Origin of the sequence: Paraburkholderia sp. BL10I2N1, from assembly GCF_004361815.1 — a bacterium.
Taxonomy (GTDB): domain Bacteria; phylum Pseudomonadota; class Gammaproteobacteria; order Burkholderiales; family Burkholderiaceae; genus Paraburkholderia.
In genome coordinates, this window is record NZ_SNWA01000001.1 from 3,444,792 (window position 1) to 3,469,775 (window position 24,984).

Consider the following 24,984-nt stretch of genomic DNA (forward strand, 5'->3'; position numbering starts at 1 on the left):
GATCATGCGGTCTGCGGCGCGCAGCGGGTGCGCGCCGGTCACTGCAAGGAAGCTCATGGTTGTTGCACCCATTACCCTTACCAGCGTCGCGCTCGCGACGCTGGTCGTCGCCGCGGTTCCCATCCTCGTGTATCGACGCCTGCGGGCGCCGCTTGCGCTCAACCGGCGCGACGCCATTGCCGGCATTGCCGTGTTTGCGTTGTTCGCGATGGTGATCGAGCGGGCGATAAACGACTATCTGTTGCATCTGAACGAAACGACGGCAAGCTGGCTTTCGAACCCGGTCGCGTTCGTGGCTTACGGTGCGCTGGCCGCGGGGATCTGCGAGGAGGTCGGGCGTTTCATCGCGATGCGGCTACTGTTAAAGCGCGCCCGAGAGAACGCATCGCCCGCTGCGAACGCGGACGGCACGGCGCTCGCGTATGGCCTCGGTCACGGCGGTGCCGAAGCGTGGCTCGTCGGCGTGCTGGTGCAGGTGCAATGGATCGTCTTCGCCGTCTTCGAGAACCGCGGCGAACTCGACTCGCACTTGACCAACCTGCCTGCCGACGCCATGATGCGCGTCCACCTGATTCTGGCGAGCCTTTCGCCCGCGACCGCGGGCATTTTCGCGCTCGAACGACTCGCCGCGCTGGTGTTCCAGATCGCGCTGTCGGTGCTGATGTGGCGAGGTCTGCGGGCTGGATGGCGCGGGATCCTGCCGCTTGCCATCGTCGCCCATGCGCTCGTCGACGTGCCTGCTGCGCTGTTTCAGGCTGGCGTACTGCCGCTCGTGCTGGTTGACGGGATCTATGTGCTCGTGGCGGTCGGTATTGCCGGTATGCTCCTCAACCTGTTGCGCCGCTCCATGCCTCCGGCGTGAGCGCCGCACATTGACCAGCCTGCTTACCCCTATCTTCGGCCAGTAAAAATGGAAGCCTACCAGTACGATTGCGCAAGCCCCGACTTCGAGGAACTGGCGCGCGTAATCAGCGACCTGTTCCCGGAACAGACCCAGTTCGCCGAACGTCCCGCCGACGACGGCACGCCCGCGCTGACGGTGATCTGGGTGGCGATGCGTTTCGGGTCGACCGCGCGCCGCATCACGATGAGCGTCGTCATCACGCCGGCTGCGCTGGCGCGCTATCGGGCGACGCCACCGCGCCTGCGTGGACGCAGTTTTGCGGTGCTGCGCGCGTATGTGGAAGCAACGCTCGGGTCGCTCGAAGAGATGTACGCGAATGGTGAGACCGTGCCGCGCGAGGTCACGGTCGATCTGGGCGACGAATTTGCGTGAAGTTCGTGAAGCGTTTCGGTTGGCGCTTCAGTCGTCACGTCAGGTCACCCGGCGGGGCGGTAAACCTTCGCAAAGCGCGCCGCCTGCACCACGCCATAGTCGCCGGGGGCGTATTGCATGATCCAGTCGCCGGCCGTGCCGTGCAGCACATCTCCCCCGGCCGCTGTGCGGGCCATCGAAAAAGGCGCGTGCATCTGTTTCGCCAGCACGATGGCCGGACGGTTTCGATAGGAGCCCGCTCCGCCATGCGCAAGCGCCGCGTTGGCCGGAACGTATTTCGCGTCGAAGCGCTCGCGCGACACCACCCAGCGGTCGCCGGTCGAGCCCGTGACGAGCGCGTCGCCGCGCGTATAGCGGTTGGGTCCTTCGAGGCTCATCAGCTCGCCGTCGCCCGGGGCGAATTCGACGCTGACGGTTTCGTCCTTGACGTAGCGCTGTGCAGCTGCGTCGGTACGCAGGTCGATGTTCTTCAGTTCAATCATGGCTTGGGTGGCAAAAAGGTCAGGCAACGCACGCGTGATGATGCGGCATGGGGATGCCATCGCGGCTTGCAGGCGCGGCATCGAGGCCGCAAGGGTAACGCGAAACCGGCGCTTCTATCAAACAACGAAAAACGCCCACCGGTGAAGGCGGGCGTTTTTCTGTCATTGCGGCGACGGTCGATGTCGCAACGTCGCCGGACAACGCAGGCTGCTTATGGCTTGACCGTTGCGTCGTCCTGTTCCGAAGCGCCTTTCTTCACGCCCTTCGAATGATGGTGCTGTTCCCCATGCTCCGGATGGCGGAACGTCGTGTCGGCCAGCTTTTTCTGATCAGGCGAGAGGCTGCTGTACAACGGGTCGAATGCATCGACCAGCTTCTTCATGCCGTCCGCGTGTGCCTGGGCGATGGTCGCGTATTGCTGCATGTCTTCCACCGCGGACTTGGTCGCCGTGTTGCTCATGCGCTGCTCGTAGAGCCCGGCCATCGTCTCGCCATTGGTGCGCATGGTGTCGGCGAATGCTTTCCACTGCGTTTCCTGCTGCGGCGTAATCTTCAGTTGCGAATGCAGGTAAGCGATGCGCTGCTCAACGCGTTGTTCATAGCGCGCCGCCCCCGATGCGGGAGCAGCTGCGGGGGCGGCCTCGGGGGCGCTGGCCGGGGCGGGAGTCTGGGCAAAGGCGCCGCTCATCGCCAGTGCGGAGGCGAGCATAACGAGTGTTTTTTTCATCGAAACTCCTGATGTCTGTTCGTATCGGGCCGAAGTGCGCCGTTCCGGTGACGGCTGCCTGATGAGGCTTGCAATCCCGGAGGGCTTGCAATTGCAATTCGCCTGCGCACTTCGTCCTGGTGATATTAGTATCACGATATGCGCGCATTGCGACTGCATTGCGACAACTGCTTACAACCGAAACGAACAGGAAATGGCGGGTGGACAAATTCGTCAGCATGGAGATCTTCGTGGCTGTGGTCGAAGCGGGGAGCCTTACGGCGGCGGCCGAACGCTTCGACATATCGTCGGCGATGGTTGGCAAACACATTCGCTCGCTGGAAACGCGGCTCGACACACGGCTTTTGACCCGTACGACGCGCCGTCAGAGCCTCACCGAAATTGGCCGCCAGTATTACGAGCAGTGCCGGCGGATCCTGACAGACGTGAAAGCGGCGGAGTCGCTGGCCGAGGCGATGGCAGCGACGCCGCGTGGCGTGCTCAAGGTGACGGCGCCGCTCACCTACGGCGTCGAGATTTTCTCGCCCGCGATGACCGACTATCTGACCGCCTGGCCCGAGGTGAGCCTCGAACTCGATCTGTCGAACCGGATCATCGATCTTGTCGAAGAAGGCTTCGACGCCGCCGTGCGTATCGGCCGTCTGCCGGATTCGAGTTTCGTCGCGCGGCCGTTGAAGCCGTACCGGATGCGCGCGTGCGCTTCGCCGGAGTACCTCGCGCGGATGGGCACGCCGCGCACACGCCCGCCGATCTCGCGCAGCATGAATGTCTGGGCTTTCTGCACTGGGGCCGCGAAGGGCTGTGGCGGCTCGACGGTGAAACCAGCGATGAAAACCAGTTGCGTGCGGGCCGTTTTCGCGCAAACAACGGCCAGGCGCTGAAGGTGGCCGCGCTGCGCGGCTTTGGTCTTGTGCTGCAACCCGAGGCGCTGCTGGCGAAGGAGATCGAAAGCGGGCAACTGGTGTCGGTGCTGGAAGCGTTTCTGCCGGACGGTTCGCCCGTGCATCTGATCTATCCACGTGACCGGCGCGCGACGCCGAAGCTGACCACCTTCATCGATTTTGTGATTGAACGATTCGGCGCGTAATGCAAGCTGACAGCAAACCGATCGCTGATACCGCGCGACGGGGGATAATCCGGCGGCGTGATGTTGCTCATGCGTGATCCCGCGCTTTGATCCCGCTTTGATCCCGAGTAGGTCGGGCAACGTCTCCACATCGACCCATATCGACCTATCTTTCGACGTTTCCCTCTGCCATCAATGAGACCTCCGCGCCTTGACCAACTCGACGATCTCGACCGCAACCTGGTTGCCCTTCTGCAGGCGAATGCGCGTGAGAGCGTGGCGAATCTCGCGCGGCAACTGGGCGTTGCGCGGACCACGGTCATTGCCCGCATCGCACGGTTAGAGCGCACCAATGTCATCGCGGGCTATAGCGTGCGGCTTGGGCAGGACGTGCTCGACGCGAGTATCTACGCGTACGTCGGCATCATCCTCGCGCCGAAGTACGGGCCGGATGTCCAGAAGCGGCTCGGCAGGATGCCCGAGGTGCAACTGCTGTGCGCAGTCAGCGGCGAATTCGACTACGTCGCCTGGTTGCGTGCCGATTCGCCCGACCGACTCAACGATCTGCTCGACCAGATCGGCGGGCTGGAGGGCGTCGAGCGAACGACGACGTCGATCATCCTCGCGCGCAAGATCGATCGGGGGACCATAGGCGGTTGAGTCAAACGGCCCGGCGGACCGCAATCAGCCGAAGGCGGGCGGCATTCTGGTGGCCCTGCATCGGCGAGCGCCTGATGCATTTTCAGGCGTTTCGTCAAATTAGATAATCGCTTCGTCATATCGTCGAAAGTCGTGGTCATAGCGCAGCATCTTGTGCCTATGATTCGAACCGGCCTCTCCATAAACTGTGTTGCAAGGGTTCAGCCCGTCAGGCGCTGCGCGAAGCGCAGCGCACTTTACAAGCCGTGGATAACCCACACGGCACACACAGAACAAAGGAGAAGCGCATGAAAGTTGCCATCGTTGGCGCAGGTCTGATCGGTCACACCATCGCCCACATGTTGCGTGAGACTGGCGACTATGAAGTCGTCGCGCTCGATCGCGATCAGCACGCGCTCGACAAGCTCGCCGCGCAAGGCATCCCGACCCGCCGCGTCGACTCCGGCGACGCCGCCGCACTGCGCGCCGCGGTGCAGGGCTTCGATGCGCTTATCAACGCGCTGCCGTACTACCTGGCGGTGAACGTAGCGGCGGCGGCGAAGGGCGCGGGCGTCCACTATTTCGACCTGACCGAAGACGTGCGCGCAACTCATGCGATCCGCGCGATCGCCGACGACGCCGAGCACGCGTTCATGCCGCAATGTGGCCTCGCACCTGGTTTCATCGGCATTGCCGCGCACGAACTGGCGAACCGCTTCACCGAAATCCGCGACGTCAAGATGCGCGTCGGCGCGCTGCCGGAGTTCCCGACCAATGCGCTGAAGTACAACCTGACGTGGAGCGTCGACGGTCTGATCAACGAGTATTGCCAGCCCTGCGAAGCGATCCGCGACAGCCGCACGCAGTGGGTGCAGCCGCTCGAAGGCCTCGAACATTTCTCCCTCGACGGCACCGAATACGAAGCCTTCAATACGTCCGGCGGCCTCGGCACGCTGTGCGAGACGCTGTCGGGCCGCGTCGAAACGCTCGACTACAAGTCGGTCCGCTATCCGGGTCACCGCGACCTGATGCAGTTCCTGCTCGAAGATCTCCGTCTTGCTACCGACCGCGACACGCTGAAGTCGATCATGCGCCGGTCGGTGCCGTCGACGGCGCAGGACGTCGTGCTCATTTTCATCACCGTGACGGGCATGCGCGATGGCCAGCTGGTGCAGGAAGTGTTCACGCGCAAGATCTTTGCGAAGACGGTCTGCGGCGTGCCGATGAGCGCGATCCAGATCACCACGGCCGGCGCGATGTGCGCGGTGCTCGATCTGTTCCGCGAAAAGAAGCTGCCGCAAAAGGGCTTTGTGCGGCAGGAGCAGGTGTCGCTGGAGGCGTTCCTTGCGAACCGCTTCGGGCGTCTGTATGAAGGGCAGGCGCTGGAGTCGATGGCGACGGTTTAAGGCAGGAAGAGGCGTTCCGGCCGATGCCGGTGCGCCTCGCAACGTCACGCCGGCACAGGTGGCATGATCGAAAGCGGCGGGAGACTGGCGCCGACGATGCGCGCCAGCAGCCTGTCATAGTCGGCCGCGCCCGGGGCGGTGTTGTCGAACATCAGGAGTTCGTCGGAGATGTCACCGCTCGGGACGAAGCGCCGCTGCCGGTATTCGTCCCAGTGCGCGAGCTTGTACGCATCGTTTGGATTGCCTCGCTCGATGATCCGCTGGTGCGCCGTTTCTTCCGACGTGTACACCCACACGATGCGGATTTCCACGTCATCTGCCACGCCGAGCCAGGCCCTGTCGAACAGGCGCCGGTCGCGCACCTCACGCGAAAGCGGCCCGATCACGAGCGCATTGATTCCGAGTTCGAGATTGTCGCGCGCCGTATCAACGAGCCCCCGATACTCCGGATCGCGCAGATGCTGAAGGTAAAGCGGACTGTCCCGATCGTTCGGGTCGCCGGTCAGCACACCCATCACCGCCGAACTGTAGCCACCGTATAGCGTGTCCTTGTCGAGCAGGCAGAACGCTTCCTGTGTCGCCCGCATGAGCGGGCCGATCAGCCGCTTCGCGAGCGTGGTCTTGCCGGTGCCCGCGTGCCCGCAGAAAAAAACCAGATGCGTCACGGATGCGTGTCCTTCGATGCTTGGGACGGGGCCGGCGGCCCTTCATCGGGCGCGGCGCTGTCGCGTGCGAACTTGCCGCTCGCCTCGAGCCACATCACGTTGATGATCCCGAAACCGAGCGCAACGCCCACGCCGAGAATCCAGGTGAAATACCACATCGCAGTCTCCCTGCCGGTGTCTCGCCGCTGCGGCGCGTCGTGCAGCAGGCGGTCGAATCGAAGCAAACTGCCTGGCGAACCAGGGTGGCGACAATCTGCGGCCGGTACCCCGCCCGCATGGAGCGATCATGACCAGGAAGGCTACGCCGCGCAAGAGGGGCAATGCGGGTGCAACGGGCCCGTGGTCCGCCCGAGGCTTGCCTTGGACGCAGCAGTGGCAGGTATCATTGACGCGGATCAAAACGCCTTGCGCGCACGCCGGCACGGCGTGAACCTTCCACGGAATTGAACGCGACACCAACAGAAGAGGAGAGCTTGACCATGCCGATGCGCCTGCCGGTTGCATGGAGAACGTTGGCAAGCGCCGCCGCGCTGATCGCGCTTGCCGGCTGTGCGGAGACTTCGGCCGACAAGGTGCCGCTCAAGAACGTCCCGGTCGAGCGCATCGTCAAACAGGGCTACACGCAACCCGAGGCGGGGAAGGTTGCGGTCGATGTGCGCCGCGAGCGCGCCGGCGACCTCGTGATCCGGTTTCGCGACGCACTCGTCTATGTCGACGGCGAACAGGTTACCGACCTGATGAACGGCGAGCGCGTCGTGTTCTATCTGAGTCCCGGCATGCACCGGATCGCGGTATCGACGCAGTTCGACCCGGTCGTCGAATTGCCGTTCATGGTGACCGACCGCTACACGGATCACGCGAGCGTGACGTTCGACCAGGATCATCGGATCCAGCTGCGACGCGTGCCGAAGTGACCTGTCCGTACGCGCAGGCAGACCACGCCGTCGCTTTCATGAAGAGCCGTTAACATGACGGCTGCCCCCGTCATCCGCCCGCAGAATGGGGGCGTGCACAGCGACGTCGCGCCGCCTGCGGTCGTTTTCAAGGTAATCAACCCATGCTGATCAACTGTGTTGCATATCAGGACGGCCGCAAGCTGGCCGATATCGAGGTCGACGACATCAGCGTCTATGTGGCGAAGCCCGAGTGCTTCGTGTGGGTCGCGCTGAAAGACCCCGCTCCCGGAGAGCTCGACGCCATGAAGCACGAGTTCGATCTGCACGAACTGGCCGTCGAGGACGTCCGCAACGGGCACCAGCGGCCCAAGATCGAGGAATACGGCGAGTCGCTGTTCGCCGTGATGCATACCCTCGAAATGGGCGAAGACGGTGAGTTGCTGATCGGCGAGGTGGATGTATTCGTCGGCCAGAACTACGTGCTGTCGGTGCGCAACCGGACGCGGCACGGCTTCCAGGCGGTGCGCGCCCGCTGCGAGCGGGAGCCTGCGCTGCTCAAGGAAGGCTCGGCGTTCGTGCTGTACGCGCTCGCGGACCACATCGTCGATCGCTACTTTCCGATCATCGAGGCGCTCGGCACGGAGATCGAAGAAATCGAAGACCGGATCTTCGGCAAGCACACGCTTGCCCAGTCGCGCGCGATCATCGAGGATCTGTACTCGTTAAAGCGCCGGCTCGTCACGCTCGACCATCACATTTCGCCGCTGCTCGAAAGTGTCGGCAAGCTCACGGGCGGGCGCATTCCACGCATCTGCGAAGGCATGCAGGCCTATTTCCGTGACGTGTATGACCACCTCGACCGGATCGTACACACCCTCGAAGGCCGCCGCGAAATCATCGTCACGGCCGTGCAGGTCAATCTCGGGATGATCTCGCTCGCGGAGAACGAGGTGACCAAACGGCTCGGCTCGTTCGCCGCGCTGTTTGCCGTGCCGACCATGATCGCCGGCATCTACGGGATGAACTTCCAGCAGATCCCCGAGCTGCACTGGCAGTACGGTTATCCGGTCTGCCTTGCCGTGATGGGTTTGATCGACGGGTGCCTGTACTGGCGCTTCAAGAAGGCCAACTGGCTGTAGTCAGCGGGCTTCGTTCGTCCACCCGGGCGTCTCGCGGCCATCTGCGCGCCCACTTGCATCTCGCGCAATAAAGGGACAGCATAAGCATCCCGTTCGCGGCGAACCATGCATCGGACGGGATCGAAACGAATGCCAGACCAAGCGGGAGATCCTTGCCAGAACGTCGCCTCGCGGCATGCCATGCGGCCTGCCGCACGCCTCGCAGCGTGCCTGCGGACCGTTGCGGAGCATGTGCACTGCAGCACCGCGAATCGTTGACACGTCGAACAGGCTACGTCGAGAATAGCCCTCGCAAACGTTTGCGCACCAGCAAGAATACGGCTCGCCCTGAGCCAGATAACTGGAGATCCGCATGAATCACCGCATTCGCCGGCGCGTCCTGGCGGCCACAGTCGTGCTTACCGCTGCAGCAGTCCTGCCGTTTTCCACTGCTTACGCTCAAGCCGCAAAGAAGCCCAAAGTCGCACTGGTCATGAAGTCCCTTGCCAACGAGTTTTTCCTCACGATGGAGACCGGCGCGAAGGACTACCAGAAGCACAATTCCAGCCAGTTCGACCTGATCACCAACGGCATCAAGAACGAGACCGATACGGCCGCGCAGATCCAGATCGTCGAGCAGATGATCGTGTCGAAGGTTGACGCCATTGTGCTGGCGCCGGCCGATTCGAAGGCGCTCGTGCCGGTCGTCAAGAAGGCCGTCGACGCGGGCATCATCGTCGTCAATATCGACAACCGGCTCGATCCGGACGTGCTGAAGTCGAAGGACCTCAATGTGCCGTTCGTCGGCCCGGATAACCGCAAGGGCGCGCAGAAGGTCGGCGACTTCCTCGCGAAGCGGCTGAAGGCGGGCGACGAGGTCGGCATCATCGAGGGCGTATCGACCACCACCAACGCGCAGCAGCGGACCGCGGGCTTCAAGGATGCGATGCAGAGCGTCGGCGCGAAGGTTGTCTCAGTGCAGTCGGGCGAATGGGAAATCGACAAGGGCAACGCGGTGGCGTCAGCGATGCTAAACGAATATCCGAACCTGAAGGCGCTGCTCGCGGGCAACGACAACATGGCGATCGGCGCGGTGTCGGCGGTTCGTGCGGCGGGCAAGCAGGGCAAGGTGTATGTCGTCGGGTACGACAACATCGGCGCGATCAAGCCGATGCTGAAGGACGGCCGCGTCCTCGCGACCGCCGATCAGTACGCGGCCAAACAGGCCGTATTCGGTATCGATACCGCGCTGAAGGCGATCAACGAGCACAAGAAGCAGTCGGAACTGTCGGGCGTGGTCGAGACGCCGGTCGTTCTCGTCACGAAGTAGGGCTGGCGGCGAACCGGCGCCGTCTCGCGCGCCGGTTTACGGGAATTCAATAAACGCTCAAGAAAGGCGCTGCGCCGCCGTTATTCCATAGATAGGCGTCATGGGGGCGGCTGACAAAACCGCACGATGCGCAAGGACGCGTGGCGTTGCGCTGGATAGGTGTCAGCGACCTGCGCGCCCAGGCGAGCGGGGCGAGTCACGAAGTTGGGCCGGTTGGGTGAGCCGCGCAGCCAGGCCTCGCAGCTAAACCGCCATGACGTGCGCAGTCGAGCGCCCGCATCTTCAGCCGATTCAGATCGCATGAAGACCGGTGCGAGCGCTGCCGAACCAGGATCGCGATGGACCTAGCTGCCCACGATACGCTGCCTGCCGTACTGTCCGTCACCGGGATCGGAAAGACGTATGCCGAACCGGTGCTCGCTGACGTCGACCTCGACCTGCATGCAGGCGAGGTGCTTGCGCTTACCGGCGAGAACGGCGCGGGCAAGAGCACGCTATCGAAGATCATCGGCGGGCTCGTCGATCCGACGACCGGCTCGATGCTTCTCGGTGGCGAGTCATACGCCCCTGCCAGCCGGACGGCCGCCGAAGCGCTCGGCGTGCGGATGGTGATGCAGGAGTTGAACCTGCTGCCGACGTTGTCGGTGGCGGAGAACCTGTTTTTGAACCGTCTGCCGCAGGCCGGAGCGCTGCGGCTCGGCTGGATCGACCGCCGCAAGCTGCGCGAGGACGCGCGGCATGCCATGGCGCAGGTCGGGCTGGATGCGATCGACCCGGACACGCTCGTCGGAGAACTCGGCATCGGGCATCAGCAGATGGTCGAGATCGCACGCAACCTGATCGACGACTGCCGGGTGCTGATTCTCGACGAGCCGACCGCGATGCTGACGGCGCGCGAAGTCGACCTGCTGTTCGAGCAGATCGCGCGGCTGAAGGCGCGCGGCGTGGCGCTGATCTACATCTCGCACCGGCTCGAAGAGCTCGCGCGGGTGGCCGGGCGGATCGCGATCCTGCGCGACGGCCGGCTGGTGCATGTCGACGCGATGGCGAACCTCACCAGCGAGCGGATCGTCACGCTGATGGTCGGCCGCGAACTGGGCGAAAGAATCGATCTGGGCGTGCGCAATATCGGCGCGCCCTTGCTGAAGGTGGAGGGCATCGGGCGCGCGGATGTCGTGCGCGACGTGTCGTTCGAGGTGCGTGCGGGCGAGATCTTCGGTATCAGCGGCCTGATCGGCGCGGGGCGCACGGAGCTGATGCGGCTCGTTTACGGCGCGGATCTGAAGGATCGCGGCACGGTGTCGCTTGCGAAAGTACCCGGGCAGCCGCCGGCGCCGGTGCAAATCGACTCGCCGGCCGATGCGGTCAGGCAGGGCATTGCGCTCATCACCGAGGACCGCAAGGGGGAGGGTCTGTTGCTGCCGCAACCGATCGCGGCGAACGTGTCGCTCGGCAATATCGGCAGCGTGGCGCGGCATGGCGTGGTGGATGCGAAGCGCGAAAACGCGCTTGCGCAGAAGCAGATCGACGCGATGCGGATTCGCAGCGCCGGGCCTGCGCAGCCGGTTGGCGAGCTGTCCGGCGGCAACCAGCAGAAGGTCGTGATCGGCCGCTGGCTCGCGCGCGACTGCAAGGTACTGTTGTTCGACGAACCCACGCGTGGCATCGATGTCGGCGCGAAGTTCGATATCTATGGATTGATGGGCGCACTGGCCCGCGAGGGCCGGGCGCTCGTGGTGGTGTCGAGCGACCTGCGTGAGCTGATGCTGATCTGCGACCGGATAGGCGTGATGTCAGCGGGCCGCATGACGGGCATGTTCAACCGGGACGAGTGGACGCAGGACGCGCTGCTCGCCGCGGCATTTGCCGGTTACCGGAGCCGAGAAGCGATGTTGCATGCCCCCGACACGCACGAAGCAGGGAGTCTGTCATGACGAACGTGACCAACCAGCCGGACGCGGCGCCGCCGACCGATCCTTCGGCGCCGCTCGCGAGCGGCAAGCCAGCCGGCACGCGCCTGGGTTTTTCGAACTACCTCGGCCTCGCGGGCGCGCTGCTCGCGATGATCGCGCTCTTTTCCGTGCTGAGTTCACATTTTCTGACGTACGACACGTTCAGCACGATCGCCAACCAGATCCCCGATCTGGTCGTGATGGCGGTCGGCATGACCTTCGTGCTGATCATCGCCGGCATTGACCTGTCGGTCGGCTCGGTGCTGGCGCTGGGGGCATCGGTGGTGAGCGTCGCGGCGCTGAAATGGCACTGGGGGCCGTTTCCGGCCGCGCTGCTGGGCCTCGCCGCGGCCGCGCTCACGGGCACGGTGACGGGCACGGTCACGGTCGGCTGGCGGATTCCGTCGTTCATCGTCTCGCTTGGCGTGCTGGAAGCGGCGCGCGGTCTCGCCTACCAGATGACGAACTCGCGCACGGCCTATATCGGCGACGCGTTCGACTTCCTGTCGAATCCGATCGCGGTGGGCATTTCGCCGGCTTTCCTGATCGCGGTCGCCGTGATGATTGCGGCGCAGCTCGTGCTGACGCGCACGGTGTTCGGCCGCTATCTGGTGGGCATCGGCACCAATGAGGAAGCCGTGCGGCTCGCGGGCGTCAATCCGCGGCCGTACAAGATCATCGTGTTCGCACTGATGGGGGCGCTGTCAGGCCTCGCTGCGCTGTTCCAGATCTCGCGGCTCGAAGCCGCCGATCCGAACGCGGGTGTCGGGCTGGAGCTGCAGGTGATCGCCGCGGTGGTGATCGGCGGCACGAGCCTGATGGGCGGCCGCGGCTCGGTGATCAGCACGTTTTTCGGCGTGTTGATCATCTCGGTGCTGGCGGCGGGCCTCGCGCAGATCGGCGCGAACGAGCCGACCAAACGCATCATCACGGGAGCGGTGATCGTGGTCGCAGTGGTGTTGGACACGTATCGGAGCAGGCGCAGAAGGATCTAGCGGCACGGATGTCGGCAGTGAGATGAAATGGGCCATTCATTGAGAGAAGAGACCAGCGCCGGGCGCGCAAGGCATCGCGCATCCGGCAAGGTCGGCAAGAAAAACAGGCAGGAGAGAAACGGGTTATGGCGACGATCAAGGATGTAGCGGCCGTGGCCGGCGTGTCGTTCACGACGGTGTCCCATGTGGTGAACAACTCGCGGCCGGTGTCGGCCGATGTGCGCGCGAAGGTGGAACGCGCGATCAGCCAGCTTCACTATGTGCCGTCCGCGGTCGCGCGCTCGCTGAAGGCGCGCGCGACGGCGACGATCGGCCTCGTGGTGCCGAACAGTACGAATCCCTATTTCGCGGAGCTCGCGCGGGGCATCGAGGACGGTTGCGCGCGCAACGGCTACTGCGTGTTCTTCTGCAACTCTGATGACGACCCCGCCAAGCAGCGCAGTTACCTGCGCGTGCTGCAGGAAAAGCGCATCGACGGGCTGATCGTCGCGTCCGCCGGCGAAGATGCGGTGCTCGCGCAGAGCCTCGCCGACTCACGCGAGCCGCTTGTAATCGTCGATCGCAACATCGAAGGCCTGAGCGCGGATCTGGTTCAGATCGACCATGAAAAGGGCGCCTATCTCGCCACCCGCCATCTGCTCGAACTCGGCCACGCGAAGATCGGCTGCATCACCGGCCCGGTGGCGACGGCGGTGAGCGCGATGCGCGTGCACGGCTTCATCCGCGCGATGGCGGAGCGCGGCATCGAGATCGCGCCTGGTGCGATCGTCGAAAGCGACTTTTCCGGTAACGGCGGTCATCGGGCGGCTGGACAGCTGTTCGACTCCGTCCGCCCCACGGCGATCTTCGCCGGCAACGACATGATGGGTATCGGCGCCCTGCGCGCCGCAGCCGAGCGCGGGCTGAGCGTGCCGCGCGACTGCTCGATCATCGGCTTCGACGACATCGAACTGGGACGTTTCACCTTTCCGGCGCTGTCCACGGTCGGGCAATCGGTTCGCGCGCTGGGCGACATGGCCGCGCAGACGCTGATCGAACGCATCACGGGCACGTCCGACGCACCGACGCGCCGGCGCGTGGTGTCGCCACGTCTGATCGTGCGCGAATCGACCGCCGCCTTTACGGGTGCGCGCGAGGTCCGTGCGGCCGCTTGAAGGGAAGTGAACGGGCAAGGGCCCGGCAGGATCGGAAGGAGGCAGATGTGGGAACCGACGTAACGCGCGGCCGGGTTGCCGTGGTGGGCAGCCTGAACATGGATCTCGTCGTACGCGCGGCGCGTCTGCCGCACCCCGGCGAGACGTTTGCGGGCCAGGCGTTCGCTCAGGTCGCCGGAGGCAAGGGCGGCAATCAGGCCGTCGCCGCCGCGCGTCTCGGCGCCCAGGTGGCGATGATCGGCTGCGTAGGCGCCGACCCCAACGGCGCGCAGCTGCGTGCCGGCCTCGAAGCGGAGGGCATCGATTGTGGCGCGCTACAGGCGAGCCCGACGGCTTCGACCGGCGTTGCGCTTATTGTTGTGGACGACAGCAGCCAGAACGCGATTGTCATCGTCGCGGGCAGCAATGGCGAGTTGACGCCCGAGACCATCGCCCGGCACGAAGCCGTACTCGCTGCCGCCGACGTCGTGATCTGCCAGCTCGAAACGCCACCGGACGCGGTCAGGGCGGCGCTGGCCGCAGCGCGCCGTCTCGGCAAGATCGTGATCCTCAATCCGGCGCCGGCCACAGGGCCTCTGCCGGCCGACTGGCTACCTTTGATCGACTACCTGATCCCGAACGAACTCGAAGCGGCGACGCTGACCGGCCTGCCGGTGCGCACGCCGGAAGACGCGGCCAGCGCCGCTGCAGCATTACGTCAGGCAGGCGCGCGTAACGTGCTGGTGACGCTCGGGGCGCAGGGCGTGCAGGCCGCGCTCGGTGGCGCAACCCCGGGCGATGCGGACCATGCGGGCAACTCGGTCCATTCCGTCCACTACCCGGCGCCGCAGGTCAAGGCGGTCGATACGACTGCGGCGGGCGACACCTTCATTGGCGGATTCGCGGCGCAACTCGCGCAAGGTGCTGCAATCGACGCCGCGATCCGCTTCGCCCAGCAGGCCGCGGCGATTTCCGTAACACGCGCCGGCGCCCAGCCGTCGATTCCGCGGCGCGCAGAAATTTCCGTCTGATGCCTCACAGGCAGGCATTTTGTAATTTATGCCATAGTGTTTCAGCTTAATCATCAGACAATATAAAAACTTCAAGTCCCCTTTTGCCTTGCCGTAAACGTGTTTAGAGCACCGTACCTAAACCGGTGCCACGTGTGCAGCAGGGCATCGCAACGTGCTGCACATGCCGTCTCCTCATTCGACGTAATACAGGACGAAGCATGTTGAACAAGGGCATCACGATCAAGGCACGTATCGGTTTGACAATGGCGTTTCTCGCCGCGCTGCTGATGGCTATCGGCGTTCTCGGTTTGGTGGGCATGAGCCGCTCCAACGACGCTTACCGGGACACCTTTACGAACCAGATGCCCAGCGCGGTCGACATCGACAACGCCGAGCTGTTTGCCGCGCGTGAACGCCTGGCGCTGGACCGTGCTGCTTTCCTGATTGGAACGCCGGAAGCCGCGCAAACGATTGACAGAGCCCATCTGATGCGTACGACGTCGGAAACGTGGTGGAAAAAATACCTCGATCTGCCCCGCGAGGCTGAGGAGGATCGCGTGGCGCAGGACGTGGCGGCCAAACGCGCGGCGCTCTATCACGTAGCGGACGCGTTTGCCGCGACGATTTCCGCCAACGAGCAGGCGAAGATCGTCGACGTCGCGAAGCAGATGCAGGCGGCCTACACCGAGCTGTCAAGCGCCGATGACGCGCTGCGCAAGTACCAGTTCACCCAGGCCCAGGACGGCTACGACAGCGCCCAGTCGAGCTTCGAAACGTTCCGCATCGTGACGAGCGTCGCGATTGCCGCCGGTGTGCTCGCGGCCCTGTTCTCCTACATGACGCTGCGCGCCGCCATCGCCCGTCCGATCGGCGAGGCGCTCGCCCATTTCGACGCGATCGCCGCAGGCGATCTGCGCCGCCCGGTCGTGGTGCGCTCGCATAATGAAATGGGCCAGCTGCTCGAAGGCGTGGGCAAGATGCAGCGCAGCCTGATCGAAACCGTGCGCTCGGTGCGCTCGGGCAGCGAATCGATAGCCACCGCAACCCGCCAGATCGCCGCAGGCAACACTGATCTGTCGTCGCGCACCGAAGAGCAGGCATCGGCGCTGCAGGAAACCGCGTCGAGCATGGAAGAGCTGACTGGCACGGTGAAGCAGAACGCCGAAAACGCCCGCCAGGCGAGCGCGCTCGCGGCGAACGCGTCGGAGATCGCCAATCGCGGCAATGCCGTGGTGGGCCAGGTCGTCGGCACCATGGGCGACATCAACCACAGCTCGGCGAAGATCGCCGACATCATCTCGATCATCGAAGGCATCGCCTTCCAGACCAACATCCTCGCGCTGAACGCGGCCGTCGAAGCGGCCCGCGCCGGTGAGGAAGGGCGCGGCTTCGCCGTGGTGGCGGGGGAGGTGCGCAGCCTCGCGCAGCGTTCGTCGGCGGCGGCCAAGGAGATCAAGGAACTGATCGACACGTCGGTGGAGCGCGTGCAGTCTGGTTCGGCGCTCGTCGACGAGGCTGGCCGCACGATGACCGACATCATCGGTGCGGTGCAGCGTGTGACGGACATCATGGGCGAAATCGCGGCCGCATCGGAAGAGCAGAGCAGCGGCATCGACCAGGTCGCGCGCGCCGTCACGCAGATGGACGAGGTGACGCAGCAGAACGCCGCGCTCGTCGAGGAGGCGGCCGCCGCAGCGCAGTCGCTCGAAGACCAGGCCGGCAAGCTGCGCACGGCCGTCGCGGTGTTCCAGCTTGACGAGGGGGCGGCCCAGTCCTCGTTTGGCGCGAGTCAGCCCGCGCGCCGTGCGAAGCCGGTGACCGCAGCCCGCAAGGCGGCGCTGGCCGCACCGAAGCCCGTCGGTGGCGCGCCGGCCTCGGTCGCTCCGGCTGCTCCGGCGAGAGCCGCCGCCCCGCTCGCTGCCGGCTCGGACAAGGAGTGGGAAACCTTCTGACGAACCTGCGCCGCCTCCTCGCCGGAAAGGGAGACTGCGAAGTACCGGGAGACCGCCGTTGCCTGTGCAACGGCGGTCTTTTTTTGTCTCCCGATGGGCGGATAAATCAGGTTCCGGTACATTGTCGGGCGCGAAGGTTGCTCGCGCCGCCTTCACATGTCATCGTCCGCCTGCCGTACGATGCCCTCCGAAGCACTCGAAACGCAGCTAAACGCGACAGCAGGAAAGGACACGACATGACGCATCATGATTCCCATCGAGGTCTTTCCACGCGCCTGCTCGAGGCGCGCCGGCAGCGCAGTCTGATCGAAGACCTGCCGCTCGACAGCCTGCCGCCTGACGCGGCGAGCGCCTATGCGATCCAGCAGGCGGTCATCGCGGGCCTCGGAACCTCCACAGGCGGCTGGAAAATCGGCGCGAGAAGCCCGGGCGGCGCCGCTTCCGGGGCGCCCATTCCCGCCTCGCTGGTGCTGCCGTCGCCGGCCCAGATCCCCCGAGATTCGTTTTTTCGCGTGCTGGTGGAACTGGAGGTCGCCTTCCGTTTCGCCGGGCCGATCGAGCCTCGCGACAAGGCCTATGCGCGCGACGAAGTGCTGGCAAGGCTCGGTGTCGTGCTGCCCGCCATCGAAATCGTCGATAGCCGCTTTGCCGAATGGCCCAACGTCGCGGCGCTCGCGCAACTGGCGGATGCCCAGAACAATGGTGCTCTGGTCACCGGTCATGCCGTGCCCTATGCGGGATTCGCGCGCACGTTCGACTTCGTTTCACCCGAACTGGAGCTGACTTTCGACGGCGAATCGCTGGTGCCGGAAACAACCGGCAATCCTGCTGGTGATCCACGGGAGCTGCTGGTGTGGCTCGTCAACCATTGCGCGGCGATGGGTATCACGATCGAACCGGAGTGGACCATTACGACGGGCACGTATGTCGGTGCGCACCGCATCGAACAACCCGGAACGGTGCATGGTCATATTGACGGCCTGGGCGAAGTGGAAATCGCCCTGACGTAAGCGGACTGAAGCTTGCCCTCATGGGGCTCGCTGCCATCAGCAGCCTCGATGGTTGAGTGCCAGCGCACCCGTTACCGACGCAAGATCGGGGCAGGGACCGCGCTGTTACAGCTTCATTGGTCGAGATAGTGGGACACACCCCCTCTGTTACAACTCATCCCCTACCTGCCGTAAACCCGCTCGTGTAATCGAAAAGCGCGCCTCATGCGTTCAGGAAAAGAAGAGCCAGGAACGTTTCCCGGCAGTACCCGCGCGAGCGCAGCAACGTGGTGAAGCACACATGCAACACGATCCAGTGTGCGCGCGCAGACAGGCGAACTCATGTTCTTTTGCGATCGTCTGACTGACAGGGTGGCAGGGCATTTATGTCGCAACGGCGGAGGGTACCGCTGCTCTACTGTGCTGAATGAAGCATTCTGGTCGCAGGATTGTAGGTGACCCAAAAAGTCCTGGCCAGACGACGAATGTAACGACGCTGTTGTGAGACGATTTTCACAACGTAGTTCGTGAAAAAAAATTTAAAAGGGTTTAGGATGAATTCGAGCGATGTCGTTTCCGATTAGCGCGCCGCGCACGACATCGGTCTAGACTTTCGGCGAGGAGGTAGCATGGATATCTACAGCAGTTTCGCGACCCGCTTCGAGAAAACCCGGGAGGATGAACTCTCGCTCGAGGAGTATCTCGCGCTCTGCAAAGACAATCCCGCCGCGTACGCCACTGCGGGCGAACGCATGTTGGCAGCAATCGGCGAACCTGAACAGATCGACACCCGCAACGATCCGCGCTCGTCGCGTATCTTCGCGAACAAGGTCATCAAGGTATACCCCGCGTTCCGTGAGTTCTACGGAATGGAAGAAGTGATCGAGCATGTGGTCTCTTACTTCCGGCATGCGGCTCAGGGGCTCGAAGAAAAGAAACAGATTCTGTATCTTCTGGGGCCGGTCGGTGGCGGCAAGTCGTCGATAGCGGAACGTCTCAAGCAGCTGGCCGAACGTGTGCCGTTCTACGCGATCAAGGGGTCGCCGGTGAACGAGTCGCCGCTCGGGTTATTCGACTACGACGAGGACGGTCCCATCCTCGAAGAACAATACGGCATTCCGCGCCGCTATCTGAAGACCATCCTGAGTCCATGGGCGGTCAAGCGGCTGCATGAATATAACGGCGACATCCGCAAGTTCCGCGTGGTGCGTCGGTATCCGTCGATCCTCCGGCAGATTGGCATTGCGAAAACCGAGCCCGGCGACGAAAACAATCAGGACATTTCATCGCTGGTCGGCAAGGTCGACATCCGCAAGCTCGAACAATATGCGCAGGACGATGCCGATGCATACAGCTATTCCGGCGGCCTGTGCCTTGCGAACCAGGGCCTTCTTGAATTCGTCGAAATGTTCAAGGCGCCGATCAAGGTCCTGCACCCTTTACTGACGGCGACCCAGGAAGGCAACTTCAAGGGCACGGAAGGCTTCGGTGCGATCCCGTTCGACGGCATCATCCTCGCTCACTCGAACGAGTCGGAGTGGAAGGCGTTCCGCAACAACCGTAACAACGAAGCCTTGCTCGACCGGATCTTCGTCGTGAAGGTGCCTTACTGCCTGCGCTACTCGGAGGAAATGAAGATCTACGAAAAGCTGATCCGCAATTCTTCGCTCGCGAGCGCGGTCTGTTCGCCGGGCACGCTCAAGATGATGTCGCAGTTCTCGGTGCTGACGCGCCTGCACGAGCCGGAGAATTCGAGTCTCTTTTCGAAGATGCAGGTGTATGACGGCGAAAACCTCAAGGACACCGATCCAAAGGCGAAGTCGTATCAGGAGTACCGCGATTTCGCGGGCGTCGACGAGGGCATGACGGGCGTGTCGACACGCTTCGCGTTCAAGATCATGTCGCGTGTGTTTAACTTCGATTCGACCGAAATCGCCGCGAACCCGGTGCACCTGATGTACGTGCTCGAACAACAGATCGAGCGCGAGCAGTTCCCACCGGAAACCGAACAGAAGTATCTGTCGTTCGTGAAGGACGTGCTGGCCTCGCGCTACGCGGAATTCATCGGCAAGGAAATTCAGACTGCCTATCTGGAGTCGTATTCCGAGTACGGGCAGAACATCTTCGATCGCTATGTGACGTACGCCGACTTCTGGATTCAGGATCAGGAGTTCCGCGACCACGACACCGGCGAGAGCTTCGACCGCGCGGCGCTGAACGCGGAACTGGAGAAAATCGAAAAACCTGCGGGCATCAGCAACCCGAAGGATTTCCGCAACGAGATCGTCAATTTCGTGTTGCGCGCGCGTGCTGCGAATGCCGGCAAGAACCCGGCGTGGGTCAGTTACGAGAAGCTGCGCGTCGTGATCGAAAAGAAGATGTTCTCGAATACGGAAGAACTTTTGCCTGTCATTTCGTTCAATGCGAAAGGATCGGCGGAGGAGCAGCGCAAGCACGAGGACTTCGTCAACCGAATGGTCGCCAAGGGATACACGCCGAAGCAGGTGCGGCTCCTTTGCGACTGGTATCTACGCGTACGCAAGTCATCATGAGGCAGGAGACGTACCGCCCGCGTGGGGCAACTGCGCGGGCAACTTGCGAGGCGCAAGCCGCATGGACATGAGGTTGCATGCGCAACTTGCGTCTCGCGCTCCAGAAATTAGAGCGGGAGACCGGATGTGCTTCACCAGATCATCGACCGCAGGCTGGCAGGCAAGAACAAGAGCATTGCAAACCGCGAACGCTTTCTGCGCCGCGTAAAGAACTATATTCGCCGCGCCGTATCGGAAGCGGTGCGCGATCGCAGCATCAAGGATATCCAGAACAACCAGAGCATCACGATTCCGCGCAAGGACATCGCGGAACCGTCGTTCCGGCACGGCCCGGGCGGCAAGCGTGAGATGGTGCACCCTGGCAACTCGGACTACATCCGCGGCGACAAGATCCCGCGTCCCGGCGGCGGAGGCGGCGGTGGCGGCGGGAACAGCGCCAGCAACGAAGGCGAGGGCCAGGACGACTTCGTCTTCGAGCTGAGCCGCGAAGAATTCATGCAGTACTTCTTCGACGACCTCGAACTGCCGCGCCTCGTCAAGACCCATCTGCTTGCCGTGCCAACCTGGAAGAGCATCCGCGCGGGCTGGGCAGCGGAAGGCACGCCGAACAACATCGACGTTGTGCGCTCATTGCGTAGCGCACTTGGCCGGCGCATCGCGCTCGGCTCACCGCTCGTGAACGAACTGCACGAGCTTGAAAAACAGCTCGAAGTGATGAAGGCCGACCCGGCCGACCGTCGCGAAGAGATCAAGGTGCTCGAAGAGGAAATCCATCATTTGCGCGGGCGCATCTGGCGCATCCCCTTCATCGATCCATTCGACCTGCGTTACGTGAACCGCGTGAAGCAGCCGCAACCGTCCAGTCAGGCCGTGATGTTCTGCCTGATGGATGTGTCGGGCTCGATGGACGAGCAGCGCAAGGATCTCGCGAAGCGCTTCTTCATCCTGCTGTACCTGTTCCTGAAGCGCAACTATGAGAAGATCGAGGTGGTGTTCATCCGCCATCACACGCGTGCCGAGGAGGTCGATGAAGACACGTTCTTCCACTCGACGGAAAGCGGCGGCACGGTGGTGTCGAGCGCGCTCGAACTGATGACGAAGGTAATGGAGGAGCGGTATTCGCCGACTGAATGGAACATTTACGGTGCACAGGCCTCGGACGGCGACAACTGGACGGACGATTCGCCGAAGTGCCGCAAGATGCTGTCAGATGACATTCTGTCGAAGGTGCGCTATTTTGCGTACATTCAGGTGACGCCTGAAGAGCAGAACCTGTGGCTCGAATACGCGCAACTTGCGCTGACCGCGCCACATATGGCGATGAAGAAAGTAGAAACAGCGGCGGACATCTATCCGGTCTTCCGCGAACTGTTTGAAAAGCAGGTGGCGTCGTCATGAGCACCAAACATCTGCACAATGAAGCGCGCGGCTACCAACCGGAACGCAGAAAGGGCGCGAAGGAGAAGGACGCCGGAAGCACCGGGCCATCCGGATCCATTGGGTCCAGTGAAAAGGCAGCCGCAGCACGAGGGCAAACCGAAGTGCCCATAACGGGGCAAAGGGAAGTCCGTATGAACGTTGCCGATAGACGGCCTCTGCCGTGCCCGTCCGACTGGACCTTCGAACTGATCGAAGAATACGACACACACATATCCCATGTTGCAGAGCAATATGGGCTGGATGTCTATCCGATCCAGCTCGAGCTCATCAGTGCTGAGCAGATGATGGACGCGTATGCGTCCGTCGGCATGCCGGTCAATTACCGGCACTGGTCGTTCGGCAAGCATTTTCTCGCTACCGAAAAAAGCTATCGTCGCGGACAGATGGGGCTCGCATACGAGATCGTCATCAATTCGAACCCCTGCATCGCGTATCTGATGGAAGAGAACACGATGACGATGCAGGCGCTCGTCATTGCGCATGCCGCGTATGGGCATAACTCGTTCTTCAAGGGCAACTATCTGTTCAAGCTGTGGACGGATGCCCACGCGATCATCGACTACCTCGTCTACGCGAAGAACTACATTGCCGAGTGCGAAGAGCGGTTTGGTCTTGACCGGGTGGAGGAACTGCTCGATTCGTGCCATGCCTTGATGAACTACGGCGTGGACCGCTACAAGCGGCCGCAGAAGCTGTCGCTCGCGAAGGAATCGGCTGCGCGCCGGGAGCGCGAGGCGTACCTGCAGTCACAAGTGAATGAACTGTGGCGCACGTTGCCGAACAAGAGGGAAGTGCTGCCGGAGGAACCCGAGGACCGGTATCCGCCTGAGCCGCAGGAGAACCTGCTGTATTTTGCGGAGAAGAATTCGCCGTTGCTGGAGCCCTGGGAGCGCGAGGTGATCCGCATCGTGCGCAAGGTAGGGCAGTATTTTTATCCGCAGCGGCAGACGCAGGTGATGAATGAAGGGTGGGCGACGTTCTGGCACTACACGTTGCTGAACACGCTCTACAACCAGGGCAAGCTTGAAGACGGCTTCATGATGGAGTTTCTCCATTCGCACAGTAACGTCGTCTATCAGCCGCCGGTGACGAAACCTTACTACAGCGGTATCAATCCGTATGCGCTCGGTTTTTCGATGATGAGCGACATCCGGCGGATCTGCGAAACGCCAACGGAAGAGGACCGGCAGTGGTTCCCGGAACTGGCGGGGAGCCCGTGGCTGGGCGCGTTGCACTATGCAATGCGCAATTTCAAGGACGAATCGTTTGTGGCGCAGTATCTGTCGCCTCATCTGATTCGTGAGATGCGGCTCTTTTCAGTCCTCGATGATGATATGCGGGACGCGCTTGAAGTTTCCGCCATTCATGACGACAGTGGCTATCGGTACGTGCGTCAGGCGCTTTCGCGGCAGTACGATATGCATCATCGGGAGCCGAACATTCAGGTGTGGTCGGTCAATACGCGAGGTGACCGGAGTCTTACGCTCCGGCATTTCATGAGTGATAACCGGCATCTCTCCGGTGACAGTGAAGAGGTTTTGAAGCATATGGCCAGACTCTGGCAGTTCGATGTTTATCTCGAGAGTGTGGATGAGAATGGGACTGTCAGGAAGAGGTATGAGTGTCGGTATGTGCCGCCGATTGTTCGGGTTTGAGTTTCCCGGTTCTGGTTTTTTGGCCTTTGGCTTTTGTCTGATTTGTTAGTCGTTTAGTAGTGTCGCCCCTGTCCGGGGCCTCAGGATTGCCCACATCTTTTCGCTGAATCGCGCTTGTAAACTGAGTCAGGCGATGTTAACTTGCGTGTATTGCCTGTAAAACGACACGCCGTTGCCTTCCATAGACGATAACGCTGACTGGGCCGATACCGAATTCGGTGCGGCCAATCTGGGCGATGCCCGTTTGACGAGCCGACTGGTCGCGCTGGCGCGACGGTTGGCAAGTAGTCCTGATTGCCCATTCCCGCGCTCGCTCAATGCCGCCGAGCTCAAGGCAGCCTATCGTTTTTTCGACAACGAACAGGTCGATACGGATGGCGTACTTGCTCCGCACATTGAACAGACCCTGCGGCGCATGACCCGCATACCGGTCGTGCTTGCGGTGCAGGACACGACCGAATTCAACCTGAGCCACCTCAAAGCGACCGAAGGACTGGGCTACGGCACGGGCAACGCTTCGCGCGGCTTCATGCTGCACAGCCTGCTGGCCGTCACGCCAGAAGGTTTGCCGCTGGGTGTGCTGGGTATGAAGACCTGGGTGCGACCCGACGCGCAATTAGGCAAGAAGCAGCAGAGAAAGCACCTTCCGGTTGCAGACAAGGAGAGCGTCAAGTGGCTCGAAGGCATCGCGCATCTGGGCGCCCTCAAGGCACGCTGTCCCGAGACCCTGGTGATTGGAATCGGTGACCGGGAAAGCGACCTCTACGAAGTGTTCACGGCCGAGCGTCCGCGAGGCGTTGAGTGGCTGATCCGAGCCAAGTCGGATCGCAAGACCGTCAACCCCGAGCACTCCCTCTGGGAGGCCGTTGCCGCGACCGCCCCGCTGGGCGAAACGGAGTTACAGGTCCCGCCAGTGGGTAATCAACCCAGGCGCGTCGCCCGTCTGACACTGCGGTGTACGCCAGTGCGACTGAGGCCTCCGCAACGGCCTTCATCCCGGCTCGCCGAGGTCACAGTCTATGCGATCCACGCCCTTGAAACCACGCCGCCGGCGGACATCGAGCCGCTCGAATGGATGCTGCTCAGTTCCGTGCCGACGATCACGTTTGAGGACACCCTTGAACGACTCGGCTGGTATGCCCGCCGATGGACGATTGAGTCGTGGCACCGCGTACTGAAGAGTGGCTGCAGCATTGAAAAGCGTCAGTTCGGCAACCTTGAGCGGTTCGTACGGTCGACCGCGCTATTTGCGGTGATCAGCTGGCGCATCATGTACGCGACGTTGCTGGGTCGTGCCGATCCGGACCTGTCGTGCGAAGTCCTTCTGCAACCAGACGAATGGCGCGCGCTTCATAGCCGCACCCATCGCACGTCAAAACCACCGACTGCAATACCTTCACTCGGTGAGGTCGTGCTGTGGATTGCAAAACTCGGTGGGTACCTGAACCGCAAGCATGACCACCCACCCGGTCCCACCGTCATGTGGCGTGGATTTCTCGTCCTGCACGAGATCACCGAGATGTATCGCATCTTCAGGCAAGACGAATAAGTTGGCTCACGAAAAATGTGGGTGATCCTGAGGTCCGGGGCGGGAGCTACTTTTCTTCGTCGTCACTGTCGAACCGCAAGTCGCTGTCCTCGCCGCGGAGGCGCATATAGCTGCCATGGTCATATCTTGCACGGCAGCACCCGGATCG

Annotated in this window: 21 protein-coding genes and 1 pseudogene; 18 read left to right on the forward strand and 4 right to left on the reverse strand. The window is 62.7% G+C overall.

Translation table 11 applies throughout. The features are described 5' to 3' along the window. The first annotated feature begins 55 nt into the window (after positions 1-55). A complete protein-coding gene (locus B0G77_RS15975; protein WP_133662990.1) occupies positions 56-862 on the forward strand; it encodes a YhfC family intramembrane metalloprotease in 807 nt (268 codons plus the stop codon). A 48-nt stretch (positions 863-910) separates the two neighbouring features. Then, on the forward strand, positions 911-1,276 hold the full coding sequence (locus B0G77_RS15980) for a DUF3022 domain-containing protein (RefSeq protein WP_133662991.1): 366 nt from the start codon (positions 911-913) through the stop codon (positions 1,274-1,276). Positions 1,277-1,320: 44 nt separating this feature from the next. Here the strand turns inward: B0G77_RS15980 and B0G77_RS15985 are convergent, their stop codons facing one another. Further along, the gene (locus tag B0G77_RS15985) at positions 1,321-1,758 is read right to left on the reverse strand and encodes a PGDYG domain-containing protein (protein ID WP_133664172.1); all 438 of its coding nucleotides are present in this window, start codon (positions 1,756-1,758) and stop codon (positions 1,321-1,323) included. Positions 1,759-1,970: 212 nt separating this feature from the next. Beyond that, positions 1,971-2,486, reverse strand: coding sequence for a Spy/CpxP family protein refolding chaperone (locus tag B0G77_RS15990; RefSeq protein ID WP_133662992.1), 516 nt, complete (start codon positions 2,484-2,486; stop codon positions 1,971-1,973). 218 nt (positions 2,487-2,704) lie between these two features. Between B0G77_RS15990 and B0G77_RS15995 the strand changes: the two are divergent. The 3 genes and pseudogenes from B0G77_RS15995 (at position 2,705) to B0G77_RS16005 (ending at position 5,597) form a co-directional block, all read left to right on the forward strand. Continuing rightward, positions 2,705-3,573: pseudogene (locus B0G77_RS15995) on the forward strand (LysR family transcriptional regulator). 174 nt (positions 3,574-3,747) lie between these two features. After that, positions 3,748-4,212: an Lrp/AsnC family transcriptional regulator gene (locus B0G77_RS16000; RefSeq protein ID WP_133662993.1), complete on the forward strand. Its 465-nt coding sequence runs from the start codon at positions 3,748-3,750 to the stop codon at positions 4,210-4,212. 287 nt (positions 4,213-4,499) lie between these two features. After that, complete coding sequence (locus B0G77_RS16005) at positions 4,500-5,597, forward strand: saccharopine dehydrogenase C-terminal domain-containing protein (RefSeq protein ID WP_133662994.1); 1,098 nt, start codon at positions 4,500-4,502, stop codon at positions 5,595-5,597. A 44-nt stretch (positions 5,598-5,641) separates the two neighbouring features. On the opposite strand, the gene B0G77_RS16010 is transcribed toward B0G77_RS16005, so the two are convergent. Next, positions 5,642-6,262, reverse strand: coding sequence for an ATP-binding protein (locus B0G77_RS16010; RefSeq protein WP_133662995.1), 621 nt, complete (start codon positions 6,260-6,262; stop codon positions 5,642-5,644). After that, positions 6,259-6,420: a cytochrome bd-I oxidase subunit CydX gene (cydX, locus tag B0G77_RS16015; RefSeq protein WP_133662996.1), complete on the reverse strand. Its 162-nt coding sequence runs from the start codon at positions 6,418-6,420 to the stop codon at positions 6,259-6,261. Before cydX ends, B0G77_RS16010 begins: the two co-directional genes overlap by 4 nt. Positions 6,421-6,741: 321 nt before the next feature. On the opposite strand from cydX, the gene B0G77_RS16020 reads away from it, so the two are divergent. The 13 genes from B0G77_RS16020 (at position 6,742) to B0G77_RS16080 (ending at position 24,836) form a co-directional block, all read left to right on the forward strand. Then, positions 6,742-7,176 (forward strand): hypothetical protein, encoded by a 435-nt coding sequence (locus B0G77_RS16020; protein WP_133662997.1) that lies wholly within the window; start codon positions 6,742-6,744, stop codon positions 7,174-7,176. Positions 7,177-7,319: 143 nt separating this feature from the next. Further along, positions 7,320-8,297, forward strand: coding sequence for a magnesium/cobalt transporter CorA (corA, locus tag B0G77_RS16025; RefSeq protein WP_133662998.1), 978 nt, complete (start codon positions 7,320-7,322; stop codon positions 8,295-8,297). Positions 8,298-8,649: 352 nt separating this feature from the next. Continuing rightward, a complete protein-coding gene (locus B0G77_RS16030; RefSeq protein WP_133662999.1) occupies positions 8,650-9,606 on the forward strand; it encodes a sugar ABC transporter substrate-binding protein in 957 nt (318 codons plus the stop codon). 338 nt (positions 9,607-9,944) lie between these two features. After that, positions 9,945-11,540: a sugar ABC transporter ATP-binding protein gene (locus tag B0G77_RS16035; protein ID WP_133663000.1), complete on the forward strand. Its 1,596-nt coding sequence runs from the start codon at positions 9,945-9,947 to the stop codon at positions 11,538-11,540. Continuing rightward, on the forward strand, positions 11,537-12,553 hold the full coding sequence (locus B0G77_RS16040) for an ABC transporter permease (protein ID WP_133663001.1): 1,017 nt from the start codon (positions 11,537-11,539) through the stop codon (positions 12,551-12,553). The genes B0G77_RS16035 and B0G77_RS16040 overlap by 4 nt, the downstream gene beginning before the upstream one ends. 125 nt (positions 12,554-12,678) lie before the next feature. Next, the gene (locus tag B0G77_RS16045; protein WP_133663002.1) at positions 12,679-13,707 is read left to right on the forward strand and encodes a LacI family DNA-binding transcriptional regulator; all 1,029 of its coding nucleotides are present in this window, start codon (positions 12,679-12,681) and stop codon (positions 13,705-13,707) included. 47 nt (positions 13,708-13,754) lie between these two features. Then, positions 13,755-14,717 (forward strand): ribokinase, encoded by a 963-nt coding sequence (gene rbsK, locus B0G77_RS16050; RefSeq protein WP_133663003.1) that lies wholly within the window; start codon positions 13,755-13,757, stop codon positions 14,715-14,717. Between the two features lie 200 nt (positions 14,718-14,917). Beyond that, positions 14,918-16,651, forward strand: coding sequence for a methyl-accepting chemotaxis protein (locus B0G77_RS16055; RefSeq protein WP_133663004.1), 1,734 nt, complete (start codon positions 14,918-14,920; stop codon positions 16,649-16,651). Between the two features lie 236 nt (positions 16,652-16,887). After that, a complete protein-coding gene (locus tag B0G77_RS16060; RefSeq protein WP_133663005.1) occupies positions 16,888-17,661 on the forward strand; it encodes a hydratase in 774 nt (257 codons plus the stop codon). Positions 17,662-18,269: 608 nt separating this feature from the next. Beyond that, positions 18,270-20,192: a PrkA family serine protein kinase gene (locus B0G77_RS16065; RefSeq protein WP_133663006.1), complete on the forward strand. Its 1,923-nt coding sequence runs from the start codon at positions 18,270-18,272 to the stop codon at positions 20,190-20,192. A 126-nt stretch (positions 20,193-20,318) separates the two neighbouring features. Continuing rightward, positions 20,319-21,590, forward strand: a complete 1,272-nt coding sequence (locus B0G77_RS16070; protein WP_133663007.1) for a YeaH/YhbH family protein — start codon at positions 20,319-20,321, stop codon at positions 21,588-21,590. Beyond that, the gene (locus B0G77_RS16075; protein ID WP_133663008.1) at positions 21,587-23,287 is read left to right on the forward strand and encodes a SpoVR family protein; all 1,701 of its coding nucleotides are present in this window, start codon (positions 21,587-21,589) and stop codon (positions 23,285-23,287) included. Before B0G77_RS16070 ends, B0G77_RS16075 begins: the two co-directional genes overlap by 4 nt. A gap of 172 nt (positions 23,288-23,459) precedes the next feature. Next, positions 23,460-24,836, forward strand: a complete 1,377-nt coding sequence (locus tag B0G77_RS16080) for an IS4 family transposase (protein ID WP_133662695.1) — start codon at positions 23,460-23,462, stop codon at positions 24,834-24,836. Positions 24,837-24,984 lie beyond the last annotated feature (148 nt).